Source organism: Sphingomonas sp. SP4, assembly GCF_058313375.1.
Genome location: NZ_JBZFLE010000001.1, coordinates 475421 through 489364, shown reverse-complemented (window position 1 = coordinate 489364; position 13944 = coordinate 475421). Strand labels below are relative to the sequence as shown.

The window sequence follows — 13944 nt, the reverse complement described above, 5'->3', positions numbered from 1 at the left end:
ACTTAAATTGCTGGCATGAAACATGCTGCCCTCGCCGGCCTGTTGGCCGCACTAGCCCTACCCGCTTCCGCAGCGCCACACACCGAAACAGCCGTCCTCGCAGGCGGCTGCTTCTGGGGCATGGAATCGGTTTTCGAACATGTGAAGGGCGTCACCGACGTCGTGTCCGGCTACGCGGGCGGTTCGGCGAAGAACGCCAATTACGACGCCGTGAGCTCCGAGCAGACGCCCCATGCCGAGGCGGTGCGAATCACCTACGATCCGTCGCAGATCAGCTACGCGCGGCTTCTGCAGGTCTTCTTCGCGGTTGCGCACGATCCGACGCAGGTGAATCGCCAGGATCCCGACGTTGGCCCAAGCTACCGTTCCGCGATTTTCCCGCAATCGGCCTCGCAAGCAGCGCAGGCACGCGAGTTCATTGCACGGCTGAATGCCTCGCATGCTTTCAAGGCCCCGATCGCCACGAAGATCGAAAGCGGTGGCTTCTATCCTGCGGAGGCCTATCACCAGGATTTCGCGCGCAAGCACCCCTTCTACCCGTATATCGTGGTGAACGATCGGCCGAAGGTTTCTGCGCTGAAGGCCAAGTATCCCAATCTTTTCAAGGCGTAGCAGCAGCTAAGCCGTTAGGATTTCACGCCTTATTCAGGCTGGGGGCGACAAAGGGCGCCCCTCATCCTATATGACGCGCGCATCACGAAGCGCAGGCTCGGGGAACTTCACGAATGCTGACGACCAATCCGTTCGACGACGACAAGCTGCGCGAGGAGTGCGGCGTCTTCGGCATCTGGGGCGCCGACAATGCGGCCAGCTTCGTGGCTTTGGGCCTCCACGCTCTCCAGCATCGGGGCCAGGAAGCGGCGGGCATCACAACCTTCGACGGCCGTCACTTCCACTCGCATCGTGCGATGGGGCATGTCGCCGGCAACTTTGACCGCGACGACATCATCCGCAAGCTCGCGGGCCGCAGCGGCATTGGTCACGTCCGTTATTCCACGACTGGCGAGACTGCGCTGCGCAACGTCCAGCCGCTCTTTGCCGAGCTCGCTGAGGGCGGCTTCGCTGTTGCGCACAACGGCAACCTCTCCAACGCGATGAAGCTACGGCGGACGCTGAACCGCCGCGGATCGATCTTCCAGTCGACCAGCGACACGGAGGTGATCATTCACCTCGTCGCTACGTCCGACCGTTCCGGCATGCTCGACCGGCTGACCGATGCGCTGAAGCAGGTCGAAGGCGCTTATTCGCTCGTCGTCCTGACGGAGGAAGGCCTGGTCGCGTGCCGCGATCCACTGGGCATCCGTCCGCTGGTGATGGGCAAGCTCGGTGAAGCTACGATCTTCGCTTCGGAGACGGTGGCACTAGACGTGATCGGCGCAAGCTACCTTCGCGACGTCGAGCCGGGCGAGATGGTCCTCGTCAACGACAGTGGCATCCGGTCGTTCAAGCCGTTCCAGCAGCAATCGCCGCGCCCCTGCATCTTCGAGCATGTCTATTTCTCGCGCCCAGACTCGATCGCCGAGGGCATCTCGGTCTACGAAGTGCGCAAGAATATCGGTGCATGGCTTGCACGGGAGGCCCCGGTCCAAGCCGACTATGTCGTGCCGGTGCCGGACAGCGGTGTCCCGGCGGCGATCGGATACAGTCAAGAATCAGGCATCCCGTTCGAGCTCGGAATTATCCGCTCGCACTATGTGGGCCGCACTTTCATCCAGCCGAGCCAGGAAGTCCGGCACCTCGGCGTGAAGCTCAAGCACAACGCCAACAGCGCTCTGGTCGACGGCAAGAGCATCGTGCTCGTCGACGATTCCATCGTTCGCGGCACCACGTCAGTGAAGCTCGTGCAGATGATGCGAGACGCGGGTGCGCGCGAAGTTCACATGCGCATCGCCTCGCCGCCGACCAAGCACAGCTGCTTCTACGGTGTCGACACGCCCGAACGCGCCAAGCTTCTCGCGGCCCAGATGAGCGTTGAGCAGATGCGCGATTACATCAACGCTGACAGTCTCGCCTTCATCTCGATCGAGGGTCTTTATCGCGCGCTTGGCGAAGAGCGTGACGGCGTCCAGCCGCAGCGCTGCGACGCCTGCTTCACGGGTGCCTATCCGACCACGCTCACCGATTTGACCGACAAGGAACGCGCGGCCTCGCTTTCGCTGGTCGCCAGCCGCTAAACGCGGCTCCATGACCGATTCGAAACCCCTTTCCGGCAAGCTTGCGCTCGTCACCGGCGCGTCGCGCGGCATCGGCGCAGCGACCGCCGAAGCGCTGGCTGAAGCCGGTGCGCACGTGATCCTCGTCGCGCGCTCCGCCCCCGCACTTGAGGAGGTAGAGGAGCGCATCCACGCAGGCGGTGGAAGCGCGACCATCGCTCCGCTCGACCTCACCGACGGGGAGTCGATCGGGAAGCTGGCTGTGGCAGTCGCAGAACGCTGGCAAAAGCTCGACGTGCTCGTGATGAATGCGGCGATGCTGGGCTCGCTGACGCCGGTTCAGGACATCGATCCCAAGGAATATTCACGGTTGCTGAGCCTCAACCTGCTCGCCAACCAGGCACTAATTGCAGCGTTCGACCCCCTTCTGCGCCGAGGTGATCGTTCGGATATCGTTGCACTGACCTCGTCGGTTGGCGGCGAGCCGCGCGCCTTCTGGGGAGCTTATGGCTCGTCGAAGGCGGCGCTGGAAATCCTGCTCGGCGCCTATGCCGACGAAACGGCGTTCACCAACAAGATCCGCGTCCACATCGTCGATCCGGGCGCGACCCGCACCCGCATGCGCGCCCTCGCCTTCCCAGGCGAGGAGCCGGAATCGGTAAAGGCGCCGGAGGTCCCAGCGCGCACGATCGTTGAGCGGGTGATTGCCGATACGCCGACGGGCGAAAGAATTCGGGTCGAAGCCTGAGCGCCTGCACGCTCTATGGTGCAGAGCAAACTAATGCATGTTAGCTTGGTTCCGTGAACGACCAGGAAAACACGCGCCGACCACCCGGCTTCATCAAACGCGCACCTCGCATCGACTTTGCGCGGCCCGCAATCCTGGTCGATTCCGAAGGCGTGGAGCAGAATGTGACGATGCTTGATGTGTCGAGTAGCGGGTTCAAACTGCAAGTGTCCCAATTACCGACCATCGGCGACGTGGTGACTCTGCGCGTGGACAAGTCGGGGCCGGTGCAGGCGCAGATTAGGTGGGCTGTGGGCGACCAGGCTGGTGGGATCTTCCTCTCGCCGGTCGACGCTTCGCTGATGCCCTGATCAGGCCTTCACGAGCGTAACTTGGGCGACGTCGATGGCGCCGCCGCGGAAACCGCCTTCGCAATACATTAGATAGTAGCGCCAAAGCTGGTGGAACGGCTCCGCGAAGTCCTTAAGCAATCCGTTCGCGACGGCAACGTTATAGCGGTCGCGCCAGCGTCTTAGCGTCTCTGCATAGTCCAAACGGAAGCCTTCGCGGCCCTGCCACTGCAGGCCCCGATCCTTCGCGAGCGCTTCGAACCGCGGCTCGTCGAGCAGGCAGCCACCGGGGAAGATATAGGCCTGGATGAAGTCGGGATTGCGAACGTAGCCGTCGAAGATCTGGTCATCGATGCTGATGAACTGCAGCGCCGCGCGGCCGCCAGGCTTCAAGTTGCGAGCGATGCAGTCGAGGTAGGTCGGCCACCAGCGCTGGCCGACAGCCTCGACCATCTCGACCGACGCGACGGCATCGAATTGCTCGGCGGTGTCGCGATAGTCCTGAAGCCGGATTTCGATAAGATCGCTCAGTCCTTCGGCGGAGATCCGTTCTTCGGCCCAGGCCTTCTGCTCAGTGGATAGAGTCAGGCCCACGACCTTCACGCCGCGCTTGGCCGCTTCGATTGCGAGCGTGCCCCAGCCGCAACCTATCTCGAGGAGGCGTTGGCCGGGTTTGAGTTCGAGGCGGTCGAGCAATGTGTGCACCTTGCGGAGCTGCGCCGCTTCCAGGCTGTCGTCCGCACCCTCGAACCGGGCGGAGCTGTAGGTCATCGTGCGGTCGAGCCAGGCGGCGTAGAAATCGTTGCCGAGGTCATAGTGAGCCGCGATGTTTTCCCGGGCATGGTGCCGGTCGTTGTCGCGGCGTCGGTGCTTGAGGAGATTGAAGACCCTTGCAACGCCCTTGGCGCGACCCGTGTCGCCAAGGCTCCGGGCATTCGCTGTGAACAAAGCGAAAAGCGGGACCGGGTCGGGTGAGGTCCATTCGCCGTTTGCCCAGGCTCGGTACCAGCCGATCGAACCGGAGGTGACGAGACGAACCAGCGAATACCAGCTGTGCAGACGGACGATGGCTTCCGGCCCGTCGGCCTTGAAGCCGATCCGACGGCGGGTGCCATCCGGAAGTGTTACATCGAGCCCGCCGACCTCCAGCCGCTCCTCGATCTGGTCGAGGACGGCGGAGAAGCTGCGCGCGAATATGCGTCCGAGGAGGCCGCTGCCGTTGGCGAACAGCAGCCCGCCGCGCACCAGATGATCGCCGCGCGTGCTCATGCCGGCGCAGTTATGAATTCGCTTACCTGTTGTCGAGGGGGACGAGGAAAGAATGACCGCGGAAAAATCGGCGGATTCCCGCGGGAACTGAGCGCGACCGTAGTGCGCCGTAGAACCGTTGGTCGGACAGATAGAGGCGGCCATCGACCTTCACGACGATGGGCATCCGCGACCAGACAAGGAAGGAACGAACATAACGTTCGTTGCGGGCGGCGAGCTGAAGTTGCGGGTTATCGAGGCCGATCCGCTCCGCGGCGGGGTCCAGCTTCACGCCGCTCCCCGGACTGAACTGTCCGCTTCCGAAGCGATCGGCGCTGCGCCACTCGATCGTGCGCTCCCAGAAGGCGAGCGGCGGCGGTCCCGCGACGACCAGTGCAGGCTCGATGCCTCGCTTACGCAGGGCGGCTTCGGTTGCTCGCTCCGCCCACGCGCTCTCCGCCAGGTTCAGGCCGATGTAGCCGAGCATGATCATGGCCGCGATCTGCGCCGGACGTCCGGGCCGCGGAAGGTGTTTGCGCCAGCGCCACGCCGACCAGCTGACGCCGCCGATCATCAGGATCCAGTAGACCCAGTCGATGATGAAGATCGCATTGCCTGAGTACCAGCGCCAGCTCGCCGGGGCGAAGATGGCAATGGCGTAAGTGGTCAGCCAATCGAGGAATGGATGCGTGAGCACTGCCAGCAAGGCGACGACGAACAGCGGCCCTGTCCGAAAGGGCAAAGAGTTTTCTCGCCGCGGCAGGAGCCGATCGACCATCCACAATATTGCGACGATGCCGGCCGCCAGGATGGGCCAGGCGAACACCGCATGCAGCGGCCCCCGATGGAATTCGATTCCGTCGACCGGAAGGATCAACGGCGCGAAAACGTCGATGTCCGGCGCGTTCGCTCCGAGCAGGCACGCCGCCATGGCGAAGCGCGATTGGCGCTTAAGCCCCATTTGGCCGATGAGAGCACCGGCCAATGTGTGCGTGATATTGTCCAAGCTAAGCCGCGCGGATCAAAGCTTGTGCGGCTCCTTTTCGACCTGCCAGGTCTGGCCCTTCGACACGAGGGCCTGAAGGTCGGCCTTCTTGCCGGACGCGGCGGCCTTGTTCTGCTCGAGGACCGCGCTTTCGAACGTCGGCGCGGGATCTTCGTAGATAACGCCCAATGCGATCGGGAAACCCTCGTGCGGCATCAGGATCAGCATGGCAGCGAGCTGGCGGTTCCTGGGATCGTGCACGAGCACTGACGGATCGTCGCCATCGACGACCTTGAGCGCTAGCCGCTCGGCGTCGAGAGCGATGCCCTTTGCACCGCCCGCGAACAGCATCTTCTCGCCCGCCTTGAGCCACAGCTGCTTGTCCGCGGCGACCGAGCGTTCCGTGAAACCGGCGAAGACGTCGTCATTATAGACGACGCAATTCTGGTAGATCTCGACGAAGCTCGCGCCCCTGTGTGCGTGCGCGGCCTTGAGCACATCGGGCAGGTTCTTGTGGACGTCGATGCCGCGCGCAACGAAACGGCCGCCGGATCCCAGAGCGAACATGCACGGCGTCACCGGCCGGTCCACTGATCCGAACGGCGTCGAAGGAGAGCGCGTGCCGACACGGCTCGTCGGCGAATATTGCCCCTTCGTCAGCCCGTAGATCTCGTTGTTGAAGAGCAGGATCTGGCAATCGAGATTGCGGCGCAGCACGTGCATCGTGTGATTGCCGCCAATGCTGAGTGCGTCGCCGTCGCCGGTGATGATCCAGACATCGAGCTCCGGGTTGGCGAGCTTGATACCCGTAGCGAAGGCGGGTGCGCGTCCGTGGATCGTGTGAAAGCCGTAGCTCGCCATGTAATAAGGGAAGCGGCTCGAGCAGCCAATGCCGCTCACGAAGACCGTCTTCTCACGCGCGACGCCGAGATCGGGCATCGTTCGCTGGACAGCCTTCAACACCGCATAGTCGCCGCAACCGGGACACCAGCGGACCTCCTGGTCGCTGGCCCAATCCTTGGCGGTGGTGACGGGGGTCATGTCATTCATCAGTGGGGCCTCAGCCAAATTACGATAAACAATACTGCGATCAGCAGGATCAAAAGCGGCCAGACGTTGATCTGCTTCATTCGTATCTTCACCAATCTTCGCAGTGACGACGAGAATTCACTGGCGTTCTCCCGAGAGCGCCGCGTCGATCGCGGCCTCAATCTCGGCAATGCGGAACGGATGGCCGCTGACCTTCGTCAACGATTTCGCGTCGACGAGGAACTGGTCGCGCAGCACCGTTTTGAACTGGCCCATGTTCATCTCGGGCACGAGGATATGTTTGAAGCCCTTGAGTAGGACAGACATATTCTTTGGCATCGGCGAGATGTGACGAACGTGGACGTGAGCGACGTCCTGACCCTTGGCGATCGCGCGGCGAACGGCTTGGTGGATTGGGCCGAAAGTCGAGCCCCAGCCGACCACCGCTAGCTCGGCGCCTTCGCGGCCGAGGCACACATCCTGATCGGGAATCGAGTTGGCGACCCCCTGCACCTTCGCGAAGCGCGTGTCGGTCATCTCCTGGTGCGCGGCCGGCGAGTAGTCGATGTTGCCGGTGCCGGGCTGTTTCTCGATTCCGCCAATCCGGTGCTCGAGACCCGGCGTCCCGGGCTTGATCCACGGACGCGCGAGACCGTCACCGCGAGCGAACGGCATGACCGGTTCGCCTTCCGCGGGTGCGGTGTCGAAGAAGGTGACCGGGAAGGGTTCGTAGCCGCTCATGTCCGGCACGCGCCACGGCTCCGCCGCGTTCGCGATATAGCCGTCGGTGAGGAGCATGACGGGCGTCATGTACTTGGTGGCGATGCGGCATGCCTCGATCGCGCAGTCGAACGCGTCGGCGGGCGATCGTGCGGCGATGACCGGCAGCGGCGCATCGGCATTGCGGCCGTAGACAGCCTGATACAGGTCGGACTGCTCCGTCTTCGTCGGCAGGCCGGTGGACGGCCCCCCGCGCTGCGAGTTGACGACGATCAGCGGAAGCTCGGTCATGATCGCGAGGCCGAGCGCCTCCGTCTTGAGCGCGATCCCCGGACCCGACGATGAGGTAATGCCGAGCTGGCCGGCATAGCTGGCGCCGATGGCCGCGCAGATCGCCGCGATCTCGTCTTCCGCCTGAAAGGTCGTGATCCCAAACTCCTTCAGGCGCGCGAGATGGTGAAGCAGCGGGCTGGCCGGCGTGATCGGGTAGGAGCCGAAGAACATCGGCAGGTTCGCGAGCTGACAGCCGGCGACCAGTCCGAGGGCCAAAGCCTCGGCGCCGGTGACCGTGCGGTAGAGGCCCGGCTCCGCGGGCGCGGGCGCGATGTGGTGCTGCTTGAACGGCGCCCCCATCTCGACCGTCTCGCCATAAGCGTGACCGGCGTTGAGCGCGGCGATGTTCGCCTCGGCAAGCTCCGGCGCCTTGGCGAACTTCTGCTTAAGCCAGTCGACGATCGGCTGGCGGTCGCGGTCGAACATCCAGAGCGCGAGCCCCAGCGTCCACATGTTCTTGCAGCGCAAAGCTTCCTTGTTGCCGAGGCCGAACGGCTTCACGGCGTCGAGCGTCAGCTGCGAGATGTTGAAGTGGACGAGCTGCCATTTGGCGAGGCTGCCGTCTTCGAGCGGACTCTGCTCGTAGCCGGCCTTGGCGAGGTTGCGCGCGGTGAACTCGCCTTCGTCGGCAATGATCAGCCCGCCGTCGCGCAGCGCCTCGGCATTCACCTTCAGCGCCGCCGGGTTCATCGCGATCAACACGTCCGGCTGGTCGCCCGCGGTCTCGATAGCGGTGGAGCCGAAATTGATCTGGAAGGCGCTGACGCCGAATGTCGTGCCCTGCGGTGCGCGGATCTCGGCCGGGAAATCCGGGAAGGTCGCAAGGTCGTTGCCAGCGAGCGCAGTCGAAAGGGTGAATTGGCCGCCGGTCAGCTGCATGCCGTCGCCGCTGTCGCCGGCAAAGCGGACGACTACCGCTTCCTGCGGCGGATGGGCCGTGGCTTCTTTTTCGGTGAGTAGATGAGTGGCTGTCGCCACGGAACGAGTCCTTCACAAACGCGTGTTTTGGTGTTGGCCTTCTTTAGGCCCGTAATGCTGGTTCCGCCACCTTTGATCGGTTCAGGCGGCGGGACTTCTCATCAGCGCCTTGAGCAGGCAGTATCGCCCCGGGGGAGATCGCGATGATCCTGCGCCGCCTGACGGAAAACTTTCGCGCACAAAATTGGACGGCCATTTCCATCGAGTTCGTGATCGTCGTGCTCGGCGTCTTCATCGGAACGCAGGTCGCAAACTGGAACCAGGCCCGGCTCGAAAAGCAGGCGACCAACAAGATGCTGGATCAGCTGCGGCCCGAGCTCAAGAACCAACTGGATTTCTTCAACTCTGCACGGAACTACTACAAGATTACGCGCCGCTATGCCGCGCAGGCGCTCGCCGGGTGGAATGGCGATCCGCACGTCAGCGACAATCAGTTCGTCATCGCGGCTTATCAGGCGAGTCAGATCTACGGCATCGGAATCAACGCTCAGAATTGGGCGCTAACCTTCGGCGGCGCGCAGATGCGGGAAATCGACAACCCCAGGATTCGTAGCGATCTGGCGGTGATTCTGACGGCGGACTACGAGCCCGTGGGTTTCAACGCCATGGCGACGCCTTACCGCCAGCATGTCCGCCAGGTCCTTCCCGACGTGGTCCAGGATCAAATCAGGAAACGCTGCGGGGATCGGAACATCACCCGGGAAGGCGCGCAATTCTTCGTCGCTCTGCCGCCAACCTGCGACCTGCAACTCGATCCCGCGCAGGCAGCCCAGGCGGCGCGACTGCTTCGTGCGCACCCGGAACTTGTAAACGAGCTGAACTGGCACCTCGCCGCAACGGCCAATTATCTGACCAATATCGATGGGCTCGAAAGCCAGTTCGTCGCTTTGGATCGGAGCTTCGACAAGACGTCGTGAAGCTGGCGGGATAGGGCCACTTTCGCTAGTCAGCGCGGCATGAGCAAAGGCAAGAACGGGTACCGCCGAGGGGTGGGCGTGATGCTCCTGAACCGCGAGGGCAAGGTCTTCGTCGGCGCGCGGATCGATAATACGGACGAGGCCTGGCAGATGCCGCAGGGCGGGATGGACGAGGGCGAGAAGCCCTGGGCGACCGCTCTGCGTGAGTTGGAGGAAGAGACGGGAATTCCGCCGCACCTCGTGGAGCGAATTTCGAAGACCCCCGAGCGCCTGAAGTACGACTTGCCGGAGGAGCTCCAGGGGAAGTTATGGGGCGGCAAGTGGAAGGGGCAGGATCAAACCTGGTTCCTTGCGCGCTTCCTCGGTGACGACAGCGATGTGAACATCGCGACCGAGGACCCCGAGTTCCGCGAGTGGAAGTGGATCGAGCCGGCGCAGCTGCCCGAGCTGATCGTGCCGTTCAAGCGGGATCTATATCGCCAGCTGCTGCGGGAGTTCGCCGAGCATCTTTGACGCAATGTCTGCTCTCGACCCGTTGCGGACGTTGGACCAGCACCACGCGGATTAAGATGTGCGATCGGAAGATGAAATGCGGTTCTCGCTGGTAATGAGTTCAAGGCGAATGACGCGCCCGTCCTTACGGAAGAACTGGACGCGGTCGCCGGTCGCCGGAATCTCAAACAGATCGCCGCCGAGGTAGGTCAGCCCGTAGGATGGACGGCCGTCACGCTGGTAGATCAGCGTGCCGTTCTCAAGGCGGATGGCGCGTTGCCCGAAGCGGCCTGTAAAATCCGACCACGTAGGCTTCTCTTTTGCAGGATCTAGGACCCAGGTGAGTTTGTTGGCCGGGTCGAGGACGATCGTAAGCTTGCGGATCACGGGGAAGCCGACATTGATCACTGTATCGAAGAATGCGACCGCCGGGTCCTTCACGCTATAGGGCCCGATATCAACCGAACCCGCGAGATCACCTCCAAGCACATCTTGCTCGGCAAGCGCCGAGATCGCCTTTCCGACAACCTTCGGTGGCGCTTTCAACGGAAAGGATTTCACGGCATCCGCGGGAAGAGAGAGGGCGGCGTCATGGCCGGTGTCGAACACCGCATCGTAGGATTTGCCGCCGATGCGGATCTCGCCTGCCGGGATGTCTTCCTTGTAGGCATGGCCCGGCCCCGGTGGAAGGAAACCGCTGTCCTTTGCGATGATCCTGAGGCGGTTCAGTCCGGCCTCGACGACCACGTACCGGTTCCCGAAGCTATATGGGCCGAAAACACCCGCTTCGTCCCCTGAACGAGAGTCGGACAGTCGAACGATCTTGCTGTCGAGGGGCACCCCGCTGAGTCGTGCGTCGGGCATCGCTGCCGTTGGCACTTCCACCGATTTTTTGCTCGCGTCATCAACCAGGTTGAAGCGCCCCACGACCTTGAGTCCGACGAGCTTGCCCAACCCGGCATCCAGAATGTTCTCCGTCGTTCCGGTGTCGAAGACCACCGGCATCGGCGCGCTGGCGCCGATCTTCAGCATTACGAGGGGCCGGTTCGTCGCAATGTACAGCGGTACAATTTCGCTCGGCTTGGGAGCGGCCGATGCTGGCATTGCATTCGCGGCAGCGAAAATTGAAAGATAAAACCATAGTCGAAGAACCATCACCCGCTCCCCGCAATTATGATACGATTCGTACCAAACATGCAGGACTTGGACAATGGTCGCTGAGCGCGAGTTGACCGAACTCGAGGGAGCCATTCTCACTGAGATCGCACATCGCGGCGCCGATACCGCCTACAAGGTACGGCGGGCATTCCAGCTTTCCGTGAACGTGCACTGGCGAGGAAGCGCCGGAGCTGTCTCGCCCGCGATCAGACGCATGAAATCCGCGGAATTGATCGCCGCCGCGCCGCATCCCAACCGAGCGGGCCAGGTGCTCTCGCTAACGATCACCGGAAAAACTGCGCTGGAGCGGTGGGCGACCTCGATTGAAGGCGCAACCAGTCTTGGACTAGACCCCTTCAGGCTGCGCTCCGTCGCGTGGGACTTCCTCAGCCCGGCAAAGCGGCGCGCGTTATTCGCAAAGCTCTACGACGCATCCCTCGCGGATCTTGCCGCGCTTCGCGACCGTGTCGAGTCCGATCCTGTCGGCCGCCGCCAGACGGAATTGGCCATTGCAGTAATCGAAGCACGCCTCGCGTGGCTGAAAGCTCGTGGGGAAGAGGGAAATTAAACCGTGACGCTATGTCCCGCTTTCCACCCGAAGCAGACACAATGAGGTAGCTCTATTCCGGCCGCTTGAACACCGGCATCTTCACGGTGAGATGCTGCAGCACGTCCCCATCCTCGTCGCGGGTTTCGCTGCGCATGGTGACGATCGCCATATTGGGCTTCGAGCGTGACGGGACGATATCGAGGATCTCGCTGAACACCTGAAGCTGCATGCCGGGACGCGTCGGTCTGGGCCAGCTGAGCTGAAGCTCAGCGCCGATGAGGCCGTCGGCGAGCGGGACGCTCTCAACGAGCATGCGCATCGTCATGGCCGCGGTGTGCCAGCCGCTCGCGGCGAGCGTGCCGAACAGAGTGCCTGCCGCACCTTCCTCGCTCAGGTGGAAGGGCTGCGGATCGTAGTCGGCGGCGAACGCCTTGATCTGCTCCGCATCGAGCGCGTGAGGGACACTTTCGAAGCGCTGCCCGACGTGCAGATCGTCGAGGTAAAGCCGTTCCTTGTCAGGCGTCATCCGCGCCCTCCAGCGAAATGCCTACAGCGAGAAGCTGATATTGAGCGACGCGATGTTGTCCATCGTGTCCGGCCCACCGCGGACGGGCGTATATTGGTTGAGGTAGCCGAACTCGGCGGTCACTTTTTTGCCCAGCGGAGTCGAGATCGCGATTAGGTTCCGCATTCGGTCGAAACCCTCCTGCTTCTGAAAGCTCGTAGTGTTCAAGTCCCAGAAGCCCTCGTGACTGATCACAAGCGAGGTCTTACTGCCCTTCTTCAATGGCAGTCTGTATCTGACGAAGGGCCGGACGCGCCAACCCGTGCCATCGGCATTGTCCCGCCAGCGCTGCTCGAACCGGAGACGCGCGTCGATCGTGCCACGGCCAATTTTTGCAAGATCCGCGAAGGTGACCTGCTCGCGGAAGCGATGTTCCATCACCGTGAACTCGCCGCCGGAAAATTGCGGGTCGTGAACATAGCCCGCCCAAAGGCCAACCTTCTTGTTAAGCTGATATCCGAGCAGGAGGTCGTCCTCGAGGTCGTAGAGACCATTACGGTTCGCGCTGAGCCGGGACGTGAGCTCGTTCTGGAGACGCCATTTGTCCGACAGCTTCCAGTTGAACACGAGCGTGGTCCATTGCTGCGAGTCAGGGGTGACCGCGAGCGCGGGGCTTGAAAGCGGCAGCAGGGCGAGAAGAAGGAATGGAGATGCGAAACGCATCGGCTTTGCTTAGCCGCTCGTCACGAAACTGCAACGAAAGTGGGCGGCGCGGAGTCAGACCTCGAGGAGGAGTGTCTTTGGCGCAACTACGGTCCGAAGCTCTCCGCTAGCGAAAGGCTTGCGCAACACGCGAGCGCCCTCAGGGACTTCGGATTGAGCCGGCTGCCTTCCGCCCGACGTAACGACGAGTTGCACGTTCGGACGTTCCTCGGACACACGGCGGCAAAGTTCCAGGCCGGTCACCTCGCCCGGAAGCTCCGCTTCGGTGACGATCACTTCGATCTCGGGATGCTCCTGGAGCACGGCGGTGGCGTCGCTCGCATCATAAGCATGGAAGGTGTCGAAGCCCGATTCACGAAGGATATCGGAAGCGACCATGCCGACGAACGGCTGGTCTTCGACAATCAAAACAGCGGGCCGACTCGGAGGCATTGGAGGGTAACCCAAGTTAGGGTGTGGATAATCCACGGCCGTTGAACGGAGTCAATTCGGCTTTGCCGCAGTGGTGCCCCGCTTTGGCTTCTTCGCTGCTTTCACAGGTTTGGCGGGCTTTGCTGCCTTGACGGGCTTGGCGGGCTTTGGCGCCTTTGCAGGCTTCGCGGGCTTGGCCGGAACGTCGCCGGTCAGCGTGTCCACCGCGCGGCGTCCCACCTCCAGCGCCAACTGCCACATGGCATTGCCTTTTTCGGCACCTTCCTTGGCGAGCGCGCTGAGTTCGTCACCCGCCTGCTCGGCGAGCTGGCGCGCCTTGCGATTGTCCTTGATGGCTGCGGCAGTTGCGACCAGCGCGGCGGCGACGACGTCGGCTACCAGCGGGTTTTGGGCGATCGACTTCAGGCCCGCTTTAGCCTTGTTCGGCCCGTCCGACTTTCTGCCGCTCTTCTTCTTTTTCTTATCTTTGGCCACGGTCGAAGCTCCCTACAGGAAGTGGAACCCAGCTACTCCACGCGGAATTCCGTCACAAGAATGTAACCCGCGTTGTGTTTCAGTTCTGCGACATGCTGTGCTTCCGACCCGCCGTCCATTATGATTCCTACTGAGCAATGACCGACAGCCAACCTCAAGCTGCCGCTCCG

Annotated in this window: 16 protein-coding genes; 7 read left to right on the top strand and 9 right to left on the bottom strand. The window is 62.6% G+C overall.

Annotated elements, in window-relative coordinates; all coding sequences use genetic code 11:
* Nucleotides 1-15: 15 nt before the first annotated feature.
* The 4 genes from msrA to AC4GYV_RS02415 all read left to right on the top strand — a co-directional run bounded on the left by msrA (nt 16) and on the right by AC4GYV_RS02415 (nt 3251).
* Complete coding sequence (gene msrA, locus AC4GYV_RS02430; RefSeq protein WP_491099073.1) at nt 16-612, top strand: peptide-methionine (S)-S-oxide reductase MsrA; 597 nt, start codon at nt 16-18, stop codon at nt 610-612.
* Nucleotides 613-725: 113 nt separating this feature from the next.
* The gene (purF, locus tag AC4GYV_RS02425) at nt 726-2174 is read left to right on the top strand and encodes an amidophosphoribosyltransferase (protein ID WP_491099072.1); all 1449 of its coding nucleotides are present in this window, start codon (nt 726-728) and stop codon (nt 2172-2174) included.
* Between the two features lie 10 nt (nt 2175-2184).
* A complete protein-coding gene (locus tag AC4GYV_RS02420; RefSeq protein ID WP_491099071.1) occupies nt 2185-2901 on the top strand; it encodes an SDR family NAD(P)-dependent oxidoreductase in 717 nt (238 codons plus the stop codon).
* Nucleotides 2902-2954: 53 nt separating this feature from the next.
* The gene (locus AC4GYV_RS02415) at nt 2955-3251 is read left to right on the top strand and encodes a PilZ domain-containing protein (RefSeq protein WP_491099070.1); all 297 of its coding nucleotides are present in this window, start codon (nt 2955-2957) and stop codon (nt 3249-3251) included.
* On the opposite strand, the gene AC4GYV_RS02410 is transcribed toward AC4GYV_RS02415, so the two are convergent.
* The 4 genes from AC4GYV_RS02410 to AC4GYV_RS02395 form a co-directional block, all read right to left on the bottom strand.
* Entirely contained in the window at nt 3252-4499 is a 1248-nt protein-coding gene (locus AC4GYV_RS02410; protein WP_491099069.1) for a class I SAM-dependent methyltransferase, read from the bottom strand.
* Nucleotides 4500-4521: 22 nt separating this feature from the next.
* Nucleotides 4522-5484: a metal-dependent hydrolase gene (locus AC4GYV_RS02405; RefSeq protein WP_491099068.1), complete on the bottom strand. Its 963-nt coding sequence runs from the start codon at nt 5482-5484 to the stop codon at nt 4522-4524.
* Between the two features lie 15 nt (nt 5485-5499).
* A complete protein-coding gene (locus AC4GYV_RS02400; protein WP_491099067.1) occupies nt 5500-6513 on the bottom strand; it encodes a 2-oxoacid:ferredoxin oxidoreductase subunit beta in 1014 nt (337 codons plus the stop codon).
* Nucleotides 6514-6630: 117 nt separating this feature from the next.
* On the bottom strand, nt 6631-8523 hold the full coding sequence (locus AC4GYV_RS02395; RefSeq protein ID WP_491099066.1) for a 2-oxoacid:acceptor oxidoreductase subunit alpha: 1893 nt from the start codon (nt 8521-8523) through the stop codon (nt 6631-6633).
* A 143-nt stretch (nt 8524-8666) separates the two neighbouring features.
* Here AC4GYV_RS02395 and AC4GYV_RS02390 point away from each other — a divergent pair, with 143 nt between their 5' ends.
* Both AC4GYV_RS02390 and AC4GYV_RS02385 read left to right on the top strand, forming a co-directional pair.
* Nucleotides 8667-9440, top strand: a complete 774-nt coding sequence (locus tag AC4GYV_RS02390; protein ID WP_491099065.1) for a hypothetical protein — start codon at nt 8667-8669, stop codon at nt 9438-9440.
* Between the two features lie 39 nt (nt 9441-9479).
* Nucleotides 9480-9953 carry an RNA pyrophosphohydrolase gene (locus AC4GYV_RS02385; protein WP_491099064.1) on the top strand — a complete coding sequence of 158 codons (474 nt, stop codon included), beginning with the start codon at nt 9480-9482 and terminating at the stop codon, nt 9951-9953.
* A 51-nt stretch (nt 9954-10004) separates the two neighbouring features.
* Here the strand turns inward: AC4GYV_RS02385 and AC4GYV_RS02380 are convergent, their stop codons facing one another.
* Nucleotides 10005-10964 carry a hypothetical protein gene (locus tag AC4GYV_RS02380; RefSeq protein WP_491099063.1) on the bottom strand — a complete coding sequence of 320 codons (960 nt, stop codon included), beginning with the start codon at nt 10962-10964 and terminating at the stop codon, nt 10005-10007.
* 178 nt (nt 10965-11142) lie between these two features.
* Here AC4GYV_RS02380 and AC4GYV_RS02375 point away from each other — a divergent pair, with 178 nt between their 5' ends.
* On the top strand, nt 11143-11658 hold the full coding sequence (locus tag AC4GYV_RS02375) for a hypothetical protein (protein ID WP_491099062.1): 516 nt from the start codon (nt 11143-11145) through the stop codon (nt 11656-11658).
* Nucleotides 11659-11710: 52 nt separating this feature from the next.
* Here AC4GYV_RS02375 and AC4GYV_RS02370 read toward each other — a convergent pair whose 3' ends face one another.
* The 4 genes from AC4GYV_RS02370 to AC4GYV_RS02355 are packed head-to-tail and all read right to left on the bottom strand — an operon-like array spanning nt 11711 to nt 13774.
* On the bottom strand, nt 11711-12166 hold the full coding sequence (locus AC4GYV_RS02370) for a MaoC family dehydratase (RefSeq protein WP_491099061.1): 456 nt from the start codon (nt 12164-12166) through the stop codon (nt 11711-11713).
* Nucleotides 12167-12187: 21 nt separating this feature from the next.
* The gene (locus AC4GYV_RS02365) at nt 12188-12868 is read right to left on the bottom strand and encodes a DUF2490 domain-containing protein (RefSeq protein ID WP_491099060.1); all 681 of its coding nucleotides are present in this window, start codon (nt 12866-12868) and stop codon (nt 12188-12190) included.
* A 54-nt stretch (nt 12869-12922) separates the two neighbouring features.
* Complete coding sequence (locus tag AC4GYV_RS02360; RefSeq protein WP_491099059.1) at nt 12923-13300, bottom strand: response regulator; 378 nt, start codon at nt 13298-13300, stop codon at nt 12923-12925.
* A 51-nt stretch (nt 13301-13351) separates the two neighbouring features.
* A complete protein-coding gene (locus AC4GYV_RS02355; RefSeq protein WP_491099058.1) occupies nt 13352-13774 on the bottom strand; it encodes a hypothetical protein in 423 nt (140 codons plus the stop codon).
* Nucleotides 13775-13944: the final 170 nt, after the last annotated feature.

Bases quoted from the DNA above. Each gene is read 5' to 3' on its own strand.
- msrA (WP_491099073.1), top strand. From the start codon at position 16: ATGAAACATGCTGCCCTCGCCGGCCTGTTGGCCGCACTAGCCCTACCC.
- purF (WP_491099072.1), top strand. From the start codon at position 726: ATGCTGACGACCAATCCGTTCGACGACGACAAGCTGCGCGAGGAGTGC.
- AC4GYV_RS02420 (WP_491099071.1), top strand. From the start codon at position 2,185: ATGACCGATTCGAAACCCCTTTCCGGCAAGCTTGCGCTCGTCACCGGC.
- AC4GYV_RS02410 (WP_491099069.1), bottom strand. From the start codon at position 4,499: ATGAGCACGCGCGGCGATCATCTGGTGCGCGGCGGGCTGCTGTTCGCC.
- AC4GYV_RS02400 (WP_491099067.1), bottom strand. From the start codon at position 6,513: ATGAATGACATGACCCCCGTCACCACCGCCAAGGATTGGGCCAGCGAC.
- AC4GYV_RS02390 (WP_491099065.1), top strand. From the start codon at position 8,667: ATGATCCTGCGCCGCCTGACGGAAAACTTTCGCGCACAAAATTGGACG.
- AC4GYV_RS02385 (WP_491099064.1), top strand. From the start codon at position 9,480: ATGAGCAAAGGCAAGAACGGGTACCGCCGAGGGGTGGGCGTGATGCTC.
- AC4GYV_RS02380 (WP_491099063.1), bottom strand. From the start codon at position 10,964: ATGCTGAAGATCGGCGCCAGCGCGCCGATGCCGGTGGTCTTCGACACC.
- AC4GYV_RS02375 (WP_491099062.1), top strand. From the start codon at position 11,143: ATGGTCGCTGAGCGCGAGTTGACCGAACTCGAGGGAGCCATTCTCACT.
- AC4GYV_RS02370 (WP_491099061.1), bottom strand. From the start codon at position 12,166: ATGACGCCTGACAAGGAACGGCTTTACCTCGACGATCTGCACGTCGGG.
- AC4GYV_RS02365 (WP_491099060.1), bottom strand. From the start codon at position 12,868: ATGCGTTTCGCATCTCCATTCCTTCTTCTCGCCCTGCTGCCGCTTTCA.
- AC4GYV_RS02360 (WP_491099059.1), bottom strand. From the start codon at position 13,300: ATGCCTCCGAGTCGGCCCGCTGTTTTGATTGTCGAAGACCAGCCGTTC.